The 19,274-nt window shown below is 73.7% G+C and carries 14 protein-coding genes; 6 read left to right on the forward strand and 8 right to left on the reverse strand.

Annotation, left to right across the window (positions count from 1 at the left end):
• Positions 1–73: 73 nt before the first annotated feature.
• Complete coding sequence (gene xth, locus BMX97_RS17850; RefSeq protein ID WP_091752688.1) at positions 74–871, forward strand: exodeoxyribonuclease III; 798 nt, start codon at positions 74–76, stop codon at positions 869–871.
• A gap of 19 nt (positions 872–890) precedes the next feature.
• Here xth and BMX97_RS17855 read toward each other — a convergent pair whose 3' ends face one another.
• From BMX97_RS17855 to BMX97_RS17880, 5 genes are all read right to left on the reverse strand, one after another.
• Positions 891–1,187, reverse strand: coding sequence for a Crp/Fnr family transcriptional regulator (locus BMX97_RS17855; RefSeq protein WP_177202267.1), 297 nt, complete (start codon positions 1,185–1,187; stop codon positions 891–893).
• Positions 1,188–1,426: 239 nt separating this feature from the next.
• Positions 1,427–1,687, reverse strand: coding sequence for a hypothetical protein (locus BMX97_RS17865; protein ID WP_091752690.1), 261 nt, complete (start codon positions 1,685–1,687; stop codon positions 1,427–1,429).
• A gap of 402 nt (positions 1,688–2,089) precedes the next feature.
• Complete coding sequence (locus BMX97_RS17870; RefSeq protein WP_091752691.1) at positions 2,090–2,971, reverse strand: transglutaminase family protein; 882 nt, start codon at positions 2,969–2,971, stop codon at positions 2,090–2,092.
• Positions 2,972–3,016: 45 nt separating this feature from the next.
• On the reverse strand, positions 3,017–5,671 hold the full coding sequence (locus BMX97_RS17875; protein WP_091752692.1) for a circularly permuted type 2 ATP-grasp protein: 2,655 nt from the start codon (positions 5,669–5,671) through the stop codon (positions 3,017–3,019).
• On the reverse strand, positions 5,668–8,913 hold the full coding sequence (locus BMX97_RS17880) for a transglutaminase family protein (protein ID WP_091752693.1): 3,246 nt from the start codon (positions 8,911–8,913) through the stop codon (positions 5,668–5,670). The genes BMX97_RS17875 and BMX97_RS17880 overlap by 4 nt, the downstream gene beginning before the upstream one ends.
• 276 nt (positions 8,914–9,189) lie before the next feature.
• Between BMX97_RS17880 and BMX97_RS17885 the strand changes: the two genes are divergently transcribed.
• From BMX97_RS17885 to BMX97_RS17895, 3 genes are all read left to right on the forward strand, one after another.
• Positions 9,190–10,350, forward strand: a complete 1,161-nt coding sequence (locus BMX97_RS17885) for a zinc-binding metallopeptidase family protein (protein WP_091752694.1) — start codon at positions 9,190–9,192, stop codon at positions 10,348–10,350.
• A 480-nt stretch (positions 10,351–10,830) separates the two neighbouring features.
• Positions 10,831–12,564: a dihydroxy-acid dehydratase gene (ilvD, locus tag BMX97_RS17890; protein ID WP_091752695.1), complete on the forward strand. Its 1,734-nt coding sequence runs from the start codon at positions 10,831–10,833 to the stop codon at positions 12,562–12,564.
• 58 nt (positions 12,565–12,622) lie between these two features.
• Positions 12,623–13,402, forward strand: a complete 780-nt coding sequence (locus tag BMX97_RS17895) for a tetratricopeptide repeat protein (protein ID WP_060849369.1) — start codon at positions 12,623–12,625, stop codon at positions 13,400–13,402.
• A 53-nt stretch (positions 13,403–13,455) separates the two neighbouring features.
• Here BMX97_RS17895 and BMX97_RS17900 read toward each other — a convergent pair whose 3' ends face one another.
• Positions 13,456–14,079 (reverse strand): glutathione S-transferase family protein, encoded by a 624-nt coding sequence (locus BMX97_RS17900; RefSeq protein ID WP_091752696.1) that lies wholly within the window; start codon positions 14,077–14,079, stop codon positions 13,456–13,458.
• A 144-nt stretch (positions 14,080–14,223) separates the two neighbouring features.
• On the opposite strand from BMX97_RS17900, the gene BMX97_RS17905 reads away from it, so the two are divergent.
• Both BMX97_RS17905 and BMX97_RS17910 read left to right on the forward strand, forming a co-directional pair.
• Complete coding sequence (locus BMX97_RS17905; protein ID WP_091752697.1) at positions 14,224–14,535, forward strand: hypothetical protein; 312 nt, start codon at positions 14,224–14,226, stop codon at positions 14,533–14,535.
• Between the two features lie 110 nt (positions 14,536–14,645).
• Positions 14,646–14,999: a hypothetical protein gene (locus BMX97_RS17910; protein WP_091752698.1), complete on the forward strand. Its 354-nt coding sequence runs from the start codon at positions 14,646–14,648 to the stop codon at positions 14,997–14,999.
• A gap of 218 nt (positions 15,000–15,217) precedes the next feature.
• Here the strand turns inward: BMX97_RS17910 and trxA are convergent, their stop codons facing one another.
• Both trxA and addA read right to left on the reverse strand, forming a co-directional pair.
• Positions 15,218–15,538: a thioredoxin gene (gene trxA / locus BMX97_RS17915; RefSeq protein ID WP_091752699.1), complete on the reverse strand. Its 321-nt coding sequence runs from the start codon at positions 15,536–15,538 to the stop codon at positions 15,218–15,220.
• 145 nt (positions 15,539–15,683) lie between these two features.
• Complete coding sequence (addA, locus tag BMX97_RS17920; protein WP_091752700.1) at positions 15,684–19,139, reverse strand: double-strand break repair helicase AddA; 3,456 nt, start codon at positions 19,137–19,139, stop codon at positions 15,684–15,686.
• Positions 19,140–19,274: the final 135 nt, after the last annotated feature.

Below are 19,274 nucleotides of genomic sequence, written 5' to 3' on the forward strand. Positions count from 1 at the left end.
CTTGCCAGCGCGGCGCGAAACCCCGATGACGGGGCCTCGGCACGAGTGCGGTTCACGAGCGGCGCGGGACGCGATGCGGATCACCACCTGGAACGTCAACTCGGTCAAGCAGCGCCTGCCCCATCTCCTGGCCTTCCTGGCCGAGGCGCAGCCCGACGTCGTCTGCCTCCAGGAGCTGAAATGCGTCGACGACGCGTTTCCCCGCACGGAGATCGAGGAGGCCGGCTACGTGGTGGCGACCCACGGCCAGAAGGCGTTCAACGGCGTGGCGCTCTTGGCCCGCCGGCCGCTGCCGCTCCAGGAGATCCGCCGCGGCCTGCCGGGCGACGCCGCCGACGAGCAGGCGCGCTACATCGAGGCTGTGATCCCGACGAGCACCGTGCCGGTGCGGGTGGCCTCGATCTACCTGCCGAACGGCAACCCCGTCGGCACGCCGAAATACGACTACAAGCTCGCCTTCATGCGCCGCCTCCAGGCCCATGCCGTGGCCCTGCGCCGGAAGGAGGAGATCCTGGTGCTCGCCGGCGACTACAACGTGATCCCGGAGCCCGAGGACGCCGCCGATCCGGCCGCCTGGGCGCACGACGCGCTGTTCCTGCCCCAGACCCGGGCGGCGTTCCGCGCGCTCCTCGCCGAGGGCTTCACCGACGCCCTGCGGGCCTGCGACGGGCGCCCGGGCGTCTACAGCTTCTGGGACTACCAGGCCGGCTGCTGGCCGCGGAACCAGGGCATCCGCATCGACCACCTGCTGCTGGCGCCCCAGGCCCTCGACCGGCTGGTCTCGGCCTCGGTGCAGAAGCACCTGCGCGGGCTGGAGAAGCCGTCCGACCACGTCCCGGTGACGGTGGAGCTGGCGGTGGAGCCGGCCTGAGACGGGGCGGGACGGCCGATCAGGCGCCCGTCGGCTGCAGGTACCCGTCCTGGAACTCGGCGACGCGGCGCAGCCCGGCCCGGTCGAGCACGTCGACCCGCCGGCCGCCGACCTCGACGAGCCGCATCAGGCGCAGCTGCCGCAGCACCCGGTTGACGTGGACGTTGGACAGGCCGGCGGTGTCGGCGATGTCCTGCTGGGTCAGCGGCAGGTCGTAGCCCGCCCGCGTCGCCCAGCCGACGGTGCCGAGCCGCGCGTGCAGCTCGCACAGGAGATGCGCGACCCGCTCGATCGCGGAGCGGCACCCGACATTCACCAGTCATTCGCGCTTCTTCTTCCACCTCCGGCACGCCCCGGGCCCGGGCGGCCTGGCCCACGACCCCGAGGGGGATGCCCTGCCGGGCCCCGGCGAGGCCCGCGCCCACGCCCTCGCGATCGCCCTGGACCTGATCGCCCGGACGCGGGTGCACGCGGTGCGGGACTGGTTCGCCTGCACCTTCGAGGTGACGGACGAGGACGGCCGGCCGGTGATGACGGTGCCGTTCTCCGACCCGGTCACGGAGGACGAGGACTAGGCTCGGCGGCGAGCCGCCGGGCGATCCAGGTTTGCGCCGCGTCGAGATCGGCGAAGGCCGCCGGTTGGTGCGACGCCAGGGGGCCGAACCCCGCCTCCAGGAACCAGGAGCCGGCTTCGTCGCCGTAGGCGTCGGAGAGGCAGACGAGCACGGCCGCGAGCGCGCCGCTCGCGAAGACCAACAGGCCCCGCTCGTCCTCGCTGCCGGTCCTGACGCGCACGGGCTGGAGCGTGAGATCCATGGCAGGGCAACGGCGCGCCGCTGCGATGGTTCGGGCGGGTCCGGCGAAGTCTTCACGCCGATGTTTTTTCCGCCGAGTTTTCCCGCAATGCGTCGTGCTCGTCGGCGGCGGCACGGGGCTGGTGGCGGCCGTGACGCAGCGGGGATCGCGGCGCCGGGGGCTTTCGCCGGGTGAATCGTCCGGACCGGGTAAATCGCCGGAGATTGATCCAAGTTGAGGACGCGGGCGGCGAACAGGCCCATGGTCCCCCTCGCCACGCCGGCCCTGTCCCGTCCCAGCGACGGCACTCGGTTGGTGTCGCGACCCGCGGGCCGGGACATCTCTCCTCGGCGTTCAGCGCATCGCCCGGCCCGCCCATTCCCCTCGCCGAACGTCCCCCCCGCGCATCGCCGCGCGCGTCGTTCAGGCGATCTCGTCCTCCGGCACCACGTCCACCGCGACCCGCAGGCTCTGCGCGCCCGACCCGGCGATGATGCCGGCGACCGGGGCGACGTCGGCGTAGTCGCGGCCGCGCGCGACCACGATATGGTCGTCCTGGACGCCGATGCCGTTGGTCGGATCGAGGCCGATCCAGCCCTCCCCGCACCAGACCGCCACCCAGGCGTGGCTCGCATCCGCCCCTTCGAGCCGCGGCTGGCCCGGGGGCGGCAGGGTGCGCAGGTAGCCGCTGACATAGGCGGCCGGCAGGCCGAGGCCGCGCAGCGCCGCGATCATGATGTGGGAAAAGTCCTGGCACACGCCGCGCCGGCCCGCGAAGGCCTGGGCGAGCGGCGTGCCGACCTCCGTCGCCTCGGCGTCGAAGGCGAAGTCCGCGCGGATGCGGCGCATCAGGTCGAAGGCTCCCGCATAGGCGCCGCCGCCGGGGGGGAAGCTCGCCCGGGCGTAGTCGGTGACCTCGGGCAGGAGCGGCACCCGCCGGCTCGGCGCCGTGAAATGGGCCGGCGCGTCGGGATCGAGGCCGGGCCGGGTCAGCACCCGCTCGCGCACCTCCTCCCAGGCCGGACCGGATTCCGGCTCCGGCAGCGGCGGCCGCTCGACGCGGACGCGGGACTGCGCGTCGATCCGGAAATCCCGGTGCGGCGTCTCGACGGTGAGCGACACCGTGCGGTTGCCGAAGAAGTCGCCGCGCTCGGTCGCGGTGCGGGGCGCGGGCTCGACCACGACCTCGTGCGAGAGCGGCACCTGCCCCTCCCCCGCCGCCGGCGCGAGGCGCAGGGTGCAGCGAGCATAGCCGACCGGGTTGCGGTAGGCGTAGGCCGTGAGGTGGCGCAGGCGGTAGAGCATCGCAGCCGATCGATCGTCCAGAGTGCCGGGCCCGGGTGCCGCGGCTCAGGCCAGGGTGGCGAGGGTTTCCGGCCGCGCGGCGTCCGACCCGCCGGGGAAATAGCGCGCGGCGACCGCCTCGGCGATCTCCCACAAGCGGGTCTCCCAGGCCGCCACCGTCTCGAGCGGCAGCGTGCCGGCCTCGGCGCCGGCGACCTCCCCGGCCAGACTCGCGACGAGGCGCACCGGCGCCTCCGCCACCCCGTCCTGGCGCAGCGACGGCAGGCCGGCCAGGCGCTCGGCCAGGCGCTCGACCTGGAAGGCGAGGGAGCGCGGGTTGTAGGGGTCGAGCAGCACCATGTCGCGCACCGGCGCCAGGGCGACCCCGAGGATGTAGCGCGCCCCGTAGGAGATGCGGGAATCGGCGAGTTCGAGCAGCACGCCGAGGTCGTCGGTGCTGGCGCCGGCCGCCCCGAACTCGAGGGCGAAGCGGCAGGCATGGACGGCGCGCTCGACCCGCCGGCCCAGGTCGACGAAGGCGAAGCCCCCGGCCCGGTTCATGTTCTCCTGGGCGAGGCCCGCCAGCGCCGCGGTGAGCGAGAGGGCGCGCTCGGCCCGGTCGAGGAGGGCGGCCTCCGAATCGGTCCCCTCGGCCGGGGCCTCCAGCACCTCCCGCAGGGCCGAGAGCGCCCGCCAGGTCTCGCCCGACAGGCGCTCGCGCAGGGAGGCGGCGTTGCGCCGGGCCGACAGGGCGTGGGCGAGCGCCGAGCCCCACATCCCCCCGTCCGAGAGGGCATGGTGGGCGAGCCGGGCGGCGGGCCCCTCCGTCGCCGGCACGGCGCCCCAGGCGTGCAGCAGGGCACGGATGCGGGCCGAGGTGGCGCGGTCCTCGGTCGCCATCGAGACGCTGCCGGCTCCGTCGAGCAGGCAGGCGGTGAGGCGGATCACCGCCTCGGCCCGCTCCAGGTGGCGGCCGAGCCAGAACAGGTTGTCGGCGGCCCGGCTCGGCAGCAGGCCGGGCACCCGGCGCACCGCGACCCGGTCGCTCGGCGGCAGGAGGCTCGCCTGCGCGGCGGTTGAGCCGTCGGAGAGCACCCAGACGTCGGCGGCGCGCACCCCGGCCCCCATCGCCACCGGGTGCACGTCCGGCGTCTCGGAGATGCGGCAGAAGCCGCCGGGCATCACCCGCCAGCCCTCGGGCGTCGCGGCGGCGAAGACCCTGAGCACGAAGGGGCGCGGCACCAGCCGGGTGCCGTCCCAGACCGGGGCGGTGGAGAGGCGCACCGGCTCGTGGGCGACGAGGTCGCCGGGCCGGTCGCGCAGCACCCCGCGCAGGCGCGCGGTCTCGGCCGCGTCGCGCCCCCCGCCGAAGGCGCGGCTGCTGAACGCCCCCTGCGCCGGGGCGGCCGCCGGGCGGAAGGCCAGGTAGTCGAACCGCTCCAGCACGGCGTCGCGCTGGGCCGGGTCGCCGCACCACCAGGTCGGCAGGCCGGGCAGGCGCAGGGGCTCGCCGAGGAGATGCCGGCACAGCGCCGGCAGCGAGGCGGCGAGCCAGGCGCTCTCGACGAGGCCGGTGCCCGGCATGTTGCCCATCGCCACCGCACCGGCACGCAGCGCCTCGACGAGGCCCGGCGCGCCGAGGCGCGAGGCGGGGTTGAGCTCCAGGGGATCGACGAAGTCGCCGTCGATGCGGCGCCAGAGCACGTCGACCCGCTTGAGGCCGGCCACCGTGCGGATGAACACCAGCCCGTCGCGCACCAGGAGGTCGTCGCCCTCGACCAGGGCGAAGCCGAGATAGCGGGAGAGCACCGCCTGCTCGACATAGGTGTCGCTGTAGGGCCCCGAGGTCATCAGCCCGATGCGCGGCTCCTCGCGGGAGGCCGTGGCGGCGAGCCCGTCGCGAAACGCCTGGAAGAACGAGGCGACGCGCTCGACGTCGAGCGCGCCGTAGACCTCCGGCAGGGCCCGGGCCATCACGAGCCGGTTCTCCAGGGCGTGGCCGGCGCCCGACGGCGCCTGGGTCCGGTCGGCCAGCACCCGCCAGGCGCCGTCCGGCCCGCGGGCGAGGTCGGCGGCGTAGAAGTGCAGGTGGCGCCCGCCCGAGGGGGGCACCCCGACCAGGGGGCGCAGGAATTCCGGGTCGCCCGCGACCGCCGCCGCCGGCACGAGGCCGGCCCGGGCGAGGGCGCCCTCGCCGTAGACGTCGCCCAGCACCGCCTCGAGCAGCTCGGCGCGCTGCGCCACCCCGGCGGCGATCGCCTGCCACTCCGTCCCCTCGATCAGGAGCGGCAGGGCGCCGATCGGCCAGTCGCGCTCGGTCGTGTCGCCGTAGGCCCGGTAGGCGATGCCGGTGCCGTGGATGTGCCGCCCCGCCGCGGCGAGCCGGGCGGCGATCTCGCAATCCGGCAGCCCGGCGAGCTGGCCCAGGAACCGGGCCCAGGCCGGCCGCAGGGCGCCGTCCGCCGAGACCAGCTCGTCGGGCCGGCCCGGCAGGGCGGCGTAGCCGGCGGTCCAGCGCGCCAGGCGCGCCTCGGGGTCGTCCGCCCGGGCGGGCTCGATCCAGCCCAGGCAGTCGCGGTCGTCCGGATCCCCGTCCGACGCGCCCTGCGTCGGGCCGTCGGCGACCGGCCCCGAAGCCCCGGGCTCCCCGTCGACGGGATCCCGGTCGACGAGCCCGGTCCCCGGGAGGGCGTCGCCCGGCGCCGTCCCCGCGGCGCTCATCGCGGCGCGGGCGTGCGCAGGTCGAGGGTGAGCGGGAACTCGCGCCGGGGCTCCTCCGGCGGCGTGCCGACCCGGCCCGGGGTGTGGCCGTTCTCCTGGAAACGGGCGAGACGGCGCCCTTCCGCCTCGTAGGTGTTGATCGGGAAGGTCTCGTAGTTGCGCCCGCCCGGATGGGCGACGTGGTAGACGCAGCCGCCGAGGGAGCGCCCGCTCCAGTTGTCGAGCACGTCGAAGGTCAGCGGCGCGTGGACCGGCAGCGTCGGGTGCAGCGCCGAGGCCGGCTGCCAGGCCTTGAAGCGCAGGCCCGCCACCGCCTCGCCGGAGCGGCCGGTATCGGTCATCGGCAGGCGCCGCCCGTTGCAGGTGACGACGTGCCGGCTCGGCACGTAGCCCGTCACCTTCACCTGCAGCCGCTCGACCGACGAATCGACGTAGCGCACGGTGCCGCCGATGGCGCCCTCCTCGCCGAGAACGTGCCAGGGCTCCAGCGCCTGGCGCAGCTCGAGCTTCACGCCGCCGCGCTCGACCTCGCCGTAGCGCGGGAAGCGGAACTCGGCTTGCGCCTCGTACCAGGCCGGATCGAAGGCGTAGCCGGCCCGGCCGAGATCGGCGAGGACCGAGGAAAAATCCTCCCACAGGAAGTGGGGCAGCATGAAGCGGTCGTGGAGCGCCGTGCCCCAGCGCACGAACCCGCCCTCCTGCGGCTCGCGCCACAGCCAGGCGACGAGGGCGCGCAGCAGCACCTGCTGGGCGAGGCTCATCCGCGCCTCGGGCGGCATCTCGAACGAGCGGAACTCCAGGAGGCCGAGGCGCCCGGTCGGGCCGTCCGGGGAGTAGAGCTTGTCGATGCAGATCTCGGACCGGTGGGTGTTGCCGGTCACGTCGGTGAGGATGTTGCGGAAGAGCCGGTCGACGAGCCAGAGCGGCACCTCGGGCCCGCCCGGCGGCGGCACCTGGGCGAGCGCGATCTCAAGCTCGTAGAGCCCGTCGTGGCGCGCCTCGTCCATCCGCGGCGCCTGGCTGGTCGGGCCGACATAGAGGCCGGAGAACAGGTAGGACAGGGACGGGTGGCGCTGCCAGTACAGCACCAGGCTCTTCAGCAGGTCGGGCCGGCGCAGGAACGGCGAATCCGCCGGGGTCGCGCCGCCGAGCACGACGTGGTTGCCGCCCCCCGTCCCGGTATGGCGCCCGTCGGTCATGAACTTCTGCGCGCCGAGCCGGGTCTGGCGGGCATCCTGGTAGAGCCCGGTGGTGATCTCCACCGCCTCGCGCCAGGTCGCGGCCGGCTGGACGTTGACCTCGATCACGCCGGGATCGGGCGTGACCTTGATCACCGCGAGGCGCGGATCGTAGGGCGGCTCGTAGCCCTCGACGTGGAGCGGCTGGCCGATCTCGGCGGCGGCCTCCTCCAGGACGGAGAGGAGCGCGAGGTACTCGTCGACCCGCTCGATCGGCGGCATGAACACGCACAGCACGCCGTCCCGCGGCTCGATCGCCAGGGCGGTGCGCACCGCGACGCCGACCGGGGCGGGCCTGCGCGGCGGCTTGGCGCCGGGCTTGAGCGGCCCGCGCTGCTCCACGGGGTCCTGGGGCACGTAGTACGGGTAGGCGCCCGGCGGCACGTAGGGCAGCGAGGCGAGCGGCAGGCGGAAGCCCGCCGGGGAATCGCCCGGCACCAGGTAGATCGCGCCGCGCTTGAGCTGCCAGGCCTCCGACACCCAGTGCCGCTCGGGACCGACCGCGACGTTGGCGAGCGGCAGCACGTAGCCGACGGCGATCTCGAGCCCGCGGGTGAAGACCCGCGCCATCCGGGCCTGCGATTCCGCGTCGCCGACCTTCGAATCGAGGGGCGTGACGTTGACCGGCAGCTCGGCGAGCTTGCGCTCCCAGTGCTCGGGATCCTCGAAGAGCGGCTGGATGTAGGGCGAGAGGCCGAGCCGGCGGGCGAGGCCGCGCATCAGCGCCTCGGCCTCCTTGAGGCCGGCCTCGCGCGGGCCGGTCTCGGAGGCGATGAGGTCCGGGTTGCGCCAGACCGGCGTACCGTCCTTGCGCCAGTAGAGCGCGAAGGCCCAGCGCGGCAGGCTCTCGCCCGGGTACCACTTGCCCTGGCCGTAATGCAGGAACCCGCCGGGGCCGAAGCGGTCGCGCAGGCGCCGGATCAGCTGGTCGGCCAGCCCCCGCTTCGTCGGGCCGACGGCGGCGGCGTTCCATTCCGGCGATTCGAAGTCGTCGACCGACACGAAGGTCGGCTCGCCGCCCATGGTCAGGCGCACGTCCTGCCCGGCGAGGTCGCGGTCGATCCGCTCGCCGAGCGCGTCGAGGGCGGCCCAGGCCTCGTCGGAGAAGGGCTTGGTCACCCGCGGCGCCTCGGCGACCCGGGTGACGGTCATGGCGAAGTCGAACGCGACCTCGGCCGGCTCGGCGAGGCCGGCGATCGGCGCCGCCGAGCGGTAATGCGGCGTGGCCGCCAGCGGGACGTGGCCCTCGCCGCACAGGAGGCCCGAGGTCGCGTCGAGCCCGATCCAGCCGGCGCCCGGCACGTAGGCCTCGGCCCAGGCGTGGAGGTCGGTGAAGTCGGTGGTGGTGCCGGCCGGCCCGTCGACCGCCGTGGTGTCGGGCACCATCTGGAGGAGGTAGCCGGAGACGAAGCGGGCGGCGAGACCCAGGCGCCGCAGCACCTGCACCAGCAGCCAGGCCGAGTCGCGGCACGAGCCGCTGCCCTTCTCGAGCGTCTCGGCCGGGGTCTGCACCCCGGGCTCCATCCGCACGACGTACGACACCGTGTCCCGGACGAGCGCGTTCAGCGCCACGAGGAACTGCACGGTGCTGGGCTCGGCCGGCAGCCGCGCCATCAGGGCGTCGATCTCGGGTCCCCCCTCCTCGACCGCGAGATAGGGGCCGAGCTCGGCCTTCAGCTCGTCCGGATAGGCGAAGGGCCGGGTCTGGGCGTAGTCCTCGACGAAGAAGTCGAACGGGTTGATCACCGACATGTCGGCGACGAGGTCGACCTCGACGCGGAACTGCGTCGTCTTCTCGGGGAAGACTAGCCGGGCGAGCCAGTTGCCGTTCGGGTCCTGCTGCCAGTTCACGAAGTGATTGGCCGGGGTGACCTTGAGGGCGTAGCTCTCGATCCGGGTCCGGGTATGCGGCGCCGGGCGCAGGCGGATCACCTGCGGCCCGAGGGCGATCGGTCGGTCGTAGGTGTAGGACGTGACGTGGTGCAGGGCGGCCTTGATCGACACGACGACTCCGAACCTTGATGCTGGAAGAAGGGGCGCCCGCCGGCCTGTCCGCGCGTTCGAGGGCGTTTTACACCTTGGCCGGGCCCGCGTCAGCCGCCGCGTCGCGGGCGTCAACCGGTGTCGCGTCTCTCTACGTCATCGCGAGGCCTCGTCCCGGGCGGCTGGGCGAAATTGAGGCAAGTCCCGTGCCGTCGGCGGCGGAACTTCCGGCCGGTATCCGTCCTTGGTGAGCCATGGCCCCGCTCGGCATCCGGCCGGGGCCCGCCGGACGCCGCGATGAAGATCTTCCAGTGCCAGGCCTGCGCTCAGCCGGCCCATTTCGAGGCCGATGCCTGCGAGAGCTGCGAGTGCCGCCTCGGCTACGACCCCGACCTCGCCGACCTGACCGCCATGGTCCCGGCCGGCTCGCGCTGGCGCGGGCTGGCCGACGCGCGCCGCCGCTACCAGCCTTGCGCCAACCGCGAATCGGGCGGCTGCAACTGGCTCGTTCCCGCGGGCTCGGCGGAGACGTTCTGCGTCGCCTGCCGGCACAACCGGGTGGTGCCCGACCTGTCGATCCCCTGGAACCAGACCCGCTGGCGCGAGGTCGAGGCCGCCAAGCGCCGGCTGTTCTACGCCATGCTGCGGCTGCGCCTGCCGCTCACCTCGCGGCGCGAGGATACGGCCGGCCTCGCCTTCGACTTCCTGGTCGATCCGGCGGAATCCTACCTGATCGGCCCGCCGGTGCTGACCGGGCACGACAACGGCCTCATCACCCTTAACATTGCGGAGGCCGACGACGTCGAGCGCGAGCGCCGGCGCACGCAGTTCGGCGAGCATTACCGCACATTGCTCGGGCACTTCCGCCACGAGATCGGGCATTATTTCTGGAACGTGCTGGTGCGGGCCGATCCCTGCCTCGAGGCGTTCCGGGCGGTGTTCGGCGACGAGCGGGCGGATTACGGCGCCGCGCTCCAGCGCCACTACGCGCACGGCCCGGCGGAGGGCTGGCAGGAGACCTTCGTGTCGACCTACGCCACCTCCCACCCCTGGGAGGACTTCGCCGAGACCTGGGCCCACTACATGCACATCGTCGACACGCTGGAGACCGCCAGCCAGTTCGGGGTACGGGTGCAGCCAAAGCTCCAGGCCGGGCCGGCCTTGCACGCGCCGATCACGCTCGCCGCGAAGGTCGATTTCGATCCCTACCGCAGCCCGGATTTCGGCCGGCTGATCGAGGCCTGGCTGCCGCTGACCTTCGCGATGAACTCGCTCAACCGCAGCATGGGCCAGCCCGACCTGTATCCGTTCCGGATGACCCCGGCGACGATTGGCAAGCTCTCCTTCGTCCACGACCGCATCTACGCCCTCACCGACGCGACGGAGGCCGAGGCCGGCGCGCTCCGGGCGGTGATCGCGGGCCTGCGCCACCCGGTGGCGGCACCGCGCTCGGCCTGAGACGCGGCGGCCGGTCCAGGCACGAACGGACGGCCTTCCACCCGCCGCTGCGGCGCCGATCGGCGCCGCGAATGCCCCGCCCCGGCCCCGACATCCGCACGAACCCGCCTCATACCGGGCACAAACGGCCGCCATGTAGAGGCCGGCTTCCGACGGACATCTCCCACCCCCGCCGGACGTCCGCCGCAAGCTTAGCTGTGGCGAGGTCGCAACACCCCGAAAGCATCCCAGGTTTGCCTCAGACCGCACTTTGCTCCGCCGCGTTCCCGCCATAAACCGGCGGCACCTCAACGGCCACGTTAAGCGATTGTCCCTACAGCGCTTTATCGCGGTCATTCGGGAGTTGCCGGAGATCACGGGCGGCGCTGGCGGACCGGCCCTCGGGTGGCATCGTTTCGCGCATGCCGTCCCGGGACGGCGCAGGGAGCGGGACCGGGGAAACACCGGCCTTTCAAGAAACCACGGGTACGGGACAGGGCCATGGACGCGCGTCACACCACCGACAAATCGAAGCTGCCCAGCCGCCACGTGACCGAGGGTCCCGACCGCGCGCCGCATCGCTCGTACCTGTACGCCATGGGGCTGACCCGCGAGCAGATCCACCAGCCGCTGATCGGCGTGGCCTCGTGCTGGAACGAGGCGGCGCCCTGCAACATCTCGCTGATGCGCCAGGCGCAAGCCGTGAAGAAGGGCGTGGCCTCGGCCGGCGGCACCCCGCGCGAGTTCTGCACCATCACGGTCACCGACGGCATCGCCATGGGGCATCGCGGCATGCGCGCCTCGCTGCCGTCCCGCGAGGTGATCGCCGACTCGGTCGAGCTGACCATGCGCGGCCACGCCTACGACGCGCTCGTGGGCCTGGCCGGCTGCGACAAGTCCCTGCCCGGCATGATGATGGCGATGGTGCGCCTCAACGTGCCCTCCGTCTTCATCTACGGCGGCTCGATCCTGCCCGGCACCTTCCGGGGCCAGCCGGTCACCATCCAGGACCTGTTCGAGGCGGTCGGCAAGCACTCGGTCGGCGCGATGAGCGACGACGACCTCGAGGAGCTGGAGCAGGTCGCCTGCCCGTCGGCCGGCGCCTGCGGGGCGCAGTTCACCGCCAACACCATGGCGACCGTCTCCGAGGCGATCGGCCTGGCGCTGCCCTACTCGGCCGGCGCGCCGGCTCCCTACGAGATCCGCGACCGGTTCTGCGCCACCGCCGGCGAGATGGTGATGGAGCTGCTCGCCAAGAACATCCGCCCGCGCGACATCGTCACCCGCAAGGCCTTGGAGAACGCCGCCACCGTGGTGGCGGCGTCGGGCGGCTCGACCAACGCGGCGCTCCACCTCCCGGCGATCGCCCATGAATGCGGCATCGAGTTCGACCTGTTCGACGTCGCCGAGATCTTCAAGCGCACCCCCTACATCGCCGACCTGAAGCCCGGCGGGCGCTACGTCGCCAAGGACCTGTTCGAGGTCGGCGGCATCCCGCTCCTGATGAAGACGCTGCTCGACGGCGGCTACCTCCACGGCGACTGCCTGACGGTGACCGGCCGCACCATCGCCGAGAACCTCGCCAAGGTCGCCTGGAACGCCAACCAAGACGTGGTCCGCCCCTCCAGCCAGCCGATCACCGCGACCGGCGGCGTGGTGGGCCTCAAGGGCAACCTGGCGCCGGAGGGCGCGATCGTGAAGGTCGCCGGCATGCCGCCGGAGAAGCAGACCTTCGCCGGCCCGGCGCGCGTCTTCGACACCGAGGAGGCCTGCTTCGAGGCGGTGAAGAACCGCACCTACAAGGAGGGCGAGGTCCTGGTGATCCGCTACGAGGGCCCGCGCGGCGGCCCCGGCATGCGCGAGATGCTGGCGACCACCGCCGCCCTCTACGGCCAGGGCATGGGCGACAAGGTGGCGCTCATCACCGACGGGCGCTTCTCGGGCGCCACCCGCGGCTTCTGCATCGGCCATGTCGGGCCAGAAGCCGCGGTGGGCGGCCCGATCGGCCTCCTGCAGGATGGGGACATGATCCGCATCGACGCGATCCAGGGCACGCTCTCGGTCGACCTCTCGGACGAGGAACTGGCCCAGCGCCGCGCGGCCTGGCAGCCGCGGGCCAACGATTCGACCTCGGGCTACCTGTGGAAATACGCGCAGACCGTCGGCCCGGCGGTGAACGGCGCGGTGACGCATCCGGGCGGGGCCCAGGAGACGCTCTCCTATGCGGATATCTGAGGCCGGCCTGCCCCGTCGGGCGGGCCGCCGGTTCCTCCTCGCGCTTCTCGGCCTCGTCATGGCCGGGGCCGGCCCGACCGCGGCGCTCGATGCCGCGGTGCGGACCCCGGTGCCGGCCGCGACGGGCTACCGCAACGCCCGCGAGGCGATGCGGACGGGCATGCGCGACTACAATGCGGGCGACAAGGAAGGCGCCGCCCGCGCCCTCGAATACGCCGCCGGGCAGGGCCACGCCCTGGCGCTGTGGAAGCTCGGCCGCATGTACGCGGAGGGCGACGGCGTCCCGCACGACGACCTCAAGGCGTTCGAGTTCTTCTCGAAGATCGCCGACGAGAACGCCGACGAGGGCCCGGAGGCGCCGAATGCCGGCGTGGTGGCGAGCGCCTTCACGGCGCTCGGCCGCTACTTCCTCGACGGGATCAAGGGCTCCTACGTGCGCTCGAACGTCGAGCGCGCCTACGACATGTTCAACTACGCGGCGACGTACTACGGCGACCCGAACGCGCAGTACAACCTCGCCCGGCTCTACCTCGACGGCACCGGCGTGACCCAGGACCCGCGCCAGGCGGCGCGCTGGTTCAACCTCGCCGCCGAGAAGGGGCATCCGGCGGCCCAGGCGCTGCTCGGCCAGCTCCTGATCAACGGCCAGGGCGTCACCGTGCAGCGCGCCAGGGGCCTCGCCTGGCTGACGCTGGCCCGCGACGCGGCGGACGGCCCGAAGGACCAGTGGATCGTCACCCTGCAGGAGCAGGCGATGGCGGCCGCCAACGAGCGTGACCGGGCCGAGGCCCAGTCCCAGGTCGACGGCTTCTATCGCCGCAGCGCCAAGGGACGCTAATGACAGCGAGGCGCTGAGCGAGGGGACGGCATCCCGCCCCCTCGCCTCCCGCCTCAGCCCTGGCGGGCCGCGATCGCCGTCTTGAACGACGGGCGCTCGAGGATGCCCTCGACGTAGGCCGCGAGCCGCGGCCAGCGCCCGGCATCGACCGTCTCGCCGGCGAGACGCAGATTGTGGAAGCTCGTCACGACGGAGATGTCGGCCAGGCCGAAGGTCCCGCCGACGAGGAACTCCCCGTCGACCTGCCCTTCCAGGTAGTCGTAGAGCCGCGGCAGCTCCTCGCCGAGGCACTTGGCCACCACGGCCTCGTCGCAGGGCTGGTTCATCATCTTCGGCCGCATCACCCGCTGCACGAAGGGCTTGATCAGGACCGGGAACAGCTCGGTGTCGCCGAACTCGTCGAACCAGATCGCCCGGCCGAGATCCCGGGCCTCCGTCGGCAGCAAGGCCGGCGCCGGATGCTTGCGCTCCAGATAGTGGATGATCGCCGAGGAATCGGCCAGCAGGAAGCCGTCGTCGTCGAGCGCCGGGATCTTGCCGAGCGGGCTCGCGGCCTGGAAGCGCGGATCGGGGTCGTGGAAGCGCAGCGGCACGTGCCGGACCTCGACGCCCTTCTCGGCCAGCACGACCAGCACCTTGCGGACGAACGGCGACAGGCTGGTGCCGTAGAGTTTCATCGGGTGTTCTCCCTCGCGGCCGGGACGCCGCCGGGGCGGATATCGCGCCCGGCAGGCCGGTTGACACCCCTTCCCGGCCTGGAAACCACGTCGCCGCGCGGCCATACTCCGCCCCGGCCGTTCCCGGCCCGGAAAGGCCGCCCCGTGGACGATACCTTCGAACTGCGCGAGCGCCTGTCGCGCGCCTGGCGGGCGGTGTTCGACAACGCCGTCGCGGCCGGCAGCCCGCCCGAGGCGGTGGTCGAGACGATGACGGCGGTGGCCCATGCGCGCTTCGCCGAATTGTTCGGCACCGCCGCCGCGGCGAGCTACCTCGCGCTGCTCGCCGAGCAGATGCGCGACGTCGACCACGACGAGGCCGAGAGCCTGATCCGCGGCGAGGCGCCCGGGCCGGCGCCGTTCGACGAGGCGATGCCGGCGATGGATCCGGCCTGGATCGAGCGCGATCCGGCCTGACGCGGGCGCGTGCGCTCGCGCACATGACGGAGGGTGGGCTCGGGAACGCCGGTCGGAACCGGCGATTCCGTGGGGCAGGATCAACCCCGTGCCCTTGCACGAGCGCAGCCATGATCGTTCGGCCACTTCTCGTCGCCGCCGCCTGGGCGGCCTTCTGCTTCACGGCCCAGCCGCACCGGGAGCCGGCCTCCCCGCAGGATCCGGTGCTCCTCACCGGCATCGAGGCCGATCTCGCCAGCCGCCGCTGCGACGGCGTGCGGATCGATGCCGAGCATTTCCGGACCTTCTCGTCGCAGGCGCAGCTCAACCACGCCGACTTCTTCCAGAAGATCCGCTCCGCCCGCCTCCAGGCCGCCCTCGACGACCTCGACGGCCGGCTCCGGACCGACCGCGAGGCGGCCTGCGCGGCGATCTGGGTGGCGTATGGGCCGGGAAGCCCGTTGCAGCTGCTGCGGCGGGGTTGAGGCGCCGGTCGTTCGCTCTGGCGGCCCGATTGTCTCTCGGCTCCCTCCCGGACCCCCGACCGGCGTCGAGAAGGCCCGCGACAGGCGGACCGCCCCCACACGGCGAACGAATCCGTTCGAACGAAGACAGCCCGGCCGCGAGGCCGGGCTGTCCGTCATTCCATCGCCGGAGCCCCAGACGCTGGCCTGGTTCCGCTCAGGCGCTGGCTTGGTTCCGCTCAGGCGCTGGCCTGGATCCAGCGGAAGAGGTCGCCCTTCGGGGCCGCACCCACCTTCTGGCCGGCGAGCTCGCCGTCCTTAAAGATCATCAGGGTGGGGATCGACCGGATGCCGTACTTGGCCGAGATCTCCGGATTCTCGTCGACGTTGACCTTGGCGATCTTCACCCGGCCGTTCATCTCGCTGGAGATCTCCTCCAGCGCCGGGCCGATCGCCCGGCAGGGGCCGCACCACTCGGCCCAGAAATCCACCACCACCGGCTCGGCCGATTGCAGCACGTCCTGCTCGAAGCTCGCGTCGGTCACCTTCACGGTTGCCATCGCCAAAATCCTTCTCTGCGTCCTTGAAAGCCGGCCGACGCCGCGGACCGGCCCGCGTGAGGGTGAAGGTAAGAACCGGGCCGGGGCCGATCAAGCTTAACGGCTGCGCCATCCCCGGTCCGCTCGTGTGATGGCGCACCCCCGCTCACGCCAGCGTGTGGAGCGCAGCGGCGCACTCCTCCGCGGTGAGGCGGCGGACGAGCGGCCTGGCGGTCCAGACCAGCAGCGGGATCACCGGCCGGTCGGGATAGATCGTCGCCAGGAGGCGCGCGTAGAGCGCGACCTGCGCCGCCTGGCCGCGCGGGGCGGGGGCGCCGTCCCGGGGCGGGCGACCGGTCTTGAAGTCGACGAGCCAGACCGCTTCCCCGGTCACGGCGATCCGGTCGACCCGGCCATGCACCGGACGCGCGACGCCCGCGACCGGAATGCTGCCGGCGAGCGTCACCTCGGCCCGCGCGTCGGGCCCGAACAGCACCGCGAGGCCGGGATCTTCGAGGAGACGCAGGGCCTCCGTCGCGGTGGCCGCGCGCTGCCCGGCGTCGAGGCCGGGCGCGCGGGCGGCGACGAAGGCTTCGGCGGCCGCCGCCCGGCGCTCGGGGGCGAGGCTCGGCAGATGCTCCAGCAGGGCGTGGACCAGGACGCCGCGGCGGCGCGCCGCCGGGTCGCTGGAGCGGGCATCCGAGCGGCGCGGCTCGTCGGCGGCCCCGAGGCCCGACGGCCGGAGGGGCGGCAGCGGCTCGGCTTCGGGCACGACCGCGCGGTGCAGCCAGTCCGGCACCGCCTCGGGCTCCGCGATCCCCTCGGGCGCGGCCGGGGCCTCCGGCAGGGCGGCACCCTCGCGCCAGCTCTCGGCCGGGCCGTAGGGCATCTCGGCGATCTCGACGCCGCCGAACTCCGCGACCAGGCCGCGGCGGATCATCTCGCACCAGGCCTCGGCCGGCGTCTCCTTGTCGTTGCCGGAATAGGGCGCGATCACCAGCCGGTCCTTGGCCCGGGTCATCGCGACGTAGAGCAGGCGGTTGTGCTCCTCGCCGGCCTTGGCGTGGAGCGCGTCGCGGGCGGCCGCGATCGCCGGAGAGTCATACGCCTTGGCGCTCGACCAGACCGGCACGGTGCTGCCGTCGGCAAGCCGCATCGGGATCAGGGCCGGGTCGCGACCGAGCGCGTCGCAGCCGTCGAGCACCAGCACCAGCGGCGCCTCCAGGCCCTTGGCCCCGTGCACCGTCATCACCCGCACCTCGTCGCGGGCGGCATCGAGGTCGCGCTTGACCGTATGGCCGCCGGCATCGCGCCCGCCGCTCGGGGCGTAGCGGGACAGGAAGCCGGTGAGCGAGGGCGCGTCGGGCCCGGCCTCGGCCTGGGCGGCGGCCGTGAGGAAGACGTCGATCGCGTCGCCCGCCTCGCCGCCGAGGCGCTGGACCAGGAGCGCCCGGCCGCCCAGCGGTCCCAGCAGCTCGGCGTAGAACCCGAACGGTCCGTGCGCCCGGGCGAGCGCCGCCCAGCGATCGAGCGCGGCGGCGCCGCGTAGGGCCGCCGGATCGCCGGCCTCGGCGCGGCGGCGCAGCGCCGCGACCAGCGCCTCGGCCGGGTCGCGACCGGCCGCGATGCCGACGAGGTCGTCGTCGGTGAGGCCGACGAGCGGCGTCTTGAGGGCGGTCGCGAGCGTCAGGTCGTCCTGCGGCAGCAGCGCGGCGCGGCCGGCCGCCACGAGGTCGAGGACGGCGATGTGGGCGGCGATGTCGAGGCGGTCCTGGCCGGCCACCGGCACGCCCTCGGCCTTGAGCGCCCGGATCACGCCCTCGAAGGCCGCCGAGCGCTTGCGCACCAGGATCAGGACCTCGCCGGGGCGCCAGACCCGGCCGGCTTCGTCGCCCGAGGTGGTCCAGAGCCGCACCGCCTTCGCGACGCGCCGGGCGGCCACGAGCGCCGGCGCCCCGGCCTCGATCGCGTCGACCGGATGGGTCCAGGCGTCGGGCTCCTCCTCGGCGCTCGGCCGTTCGACCGGCCACAGCTCGACCTGGCCGGGCGCCCGCACCCGGGCGGTGGAATGCACGGTGCCGACCGCGGTGTCGCCGAAGGACAGGCCGCGATAATGGTCCTGAAGCGCGAAGGTCGCGTCGACCGCCCGCAGCACGCCGATCGCCGAGCGGAACGACAGGGTGAGGCCGACATCCGCGAAGGGCAGGCCCGCCGCTTCCGCGTCGCGCCGCCAGGCCCGCCGGGTGGTCTCGAACTCCTCCGGCGCGGCGCCCTGGAAGCTGTAGATCGACTGCTTGGGGTCGCCGACGGCGAAGCGGGTGCGAGCGAGGCCCTGGCCCACCTCGCGGGCGCCCTCGCCGGCGCAGAAATCCTCGGTGATCCGGCGCAGGATCTCCCATTGCTGCGGGTTGGTGTCCTGCGCCTCGTCGATCAGGACGTGGTCGACGCCGCGGTCGAGCTTGTACAGCACCCAGGCCGAATCGACCCGCGTCAGCAGGTCGAGGGTCTTGTGGATCAGGTCGTCGAAGTCGAGGGCGCCGAGGCGCGCCTTCTGGGCCTCCATCCGCCGGTGGATCTCGCCGGCGAGCGTGAACAGGGCCTCGGTGCGGGCGAAGGCCCGGGCGGCCTTGAGGCGGTCGCGCAAGCCGGCGAGCCGCGCCTGCTCGGCGAGCAGCGCCTCCTTGGCCTCGGCCGGGACGGACTTGGTGCCGAGCGACGAGGCGGCGTAGGGGTCGCCCTCGCCCTCGTCCTTGAAGAACGCCGCGAGCGTCAGCGTCAGCCGGGCCGGGCCGGTGGCGGAGGCCGCGAGCGCCAGGGCGTCGGCGCGCTTCTCGTCGTTGGCCTTGCCGGTGCGGAGCGCCGCCGCCAGCCCGGCGAGGTCGGGCCCGCCGTCGCGCATCCGGGCCTCGATCGCCGGCAGCGTCTCGTCGGGGCCGAGCCCGAGGGCGTCGCGCAGCGCCGCGAGGCGGGCCGGCACCCCGCCGGGATGGCCGATCAGGCCGCGATTCTGTACCGCCGCCGTCATGGCGCGGCGCAGGGCCTCGCCCGCCGCCTCGGGGGCGACGAGGGCGAGCGCGTCGGCGAGGTGCGGGTGGCGCGTATCGACCGCGTCGGCCAGCACGTTGTCGATCGTCCGGTCGATCGCCTCGCGGGTCTGGGCCTCGTCCAGCACCACGAAGCGGGCCGGCACGTTGGCCTCGAACGGCACGAGGTGCAGCAGCCGCTCGCACAGCGCGTGCAGGGTCTCGATCTTGAGCCCGCCCGGCGTCTCGACGGCGCGGGCGAACAGGCGCCGGGCGCGCCGCAGGGTGGCGCCGTCCGGCGCCTCGCCCTCCAGGGCCGTCAGTTCCTCGCGCAGCGCCGCCTCGTCGAGGGTGACCCAGCGCCCGAGGCGCTCGAACACCCGGATCGCCATGTTGGCGGCGGCCGCCTTGGTGAAGGTCAGGCAGAGGATCTTGGCCGGAGCCGCGCCGTGCAGCAGCAGGCGCACCACCCGGTCGGTGAGCACCTTGGTCTTGCCCGCCCCGGCATTGGCCGACACCCAGGCCGAGGCCCGCGGATCGGCGGCGCGCCGCTGCGCCGCCTGCGTCAGCCCGTCGACGACGAAGCCCTCGATACCCATCCCTGCTCCCGCGCGCGGCCAGGCCCCATCCTGCCGCGCTCGCATTCAAGGAGGCGTTGCCTCAAGGGCGAACGGGACGTGCTGCACAGGGATTTCGCGGAGCGTGGCGGCGGGGGCACAGGGCTGCCCCCGGCC

The sequence above is a fragment of the Methylobacterium sp. ap11 genome (assembly GCF_900110515.1).
Taxonomy (GTDB): domain Bacteria; phylum Pseudomonadota; class Alphaproteobacteria; order Rhizobiales; family Beijerinckiaceae; genus Methylobacterium; species Methylobacterium ajmalii.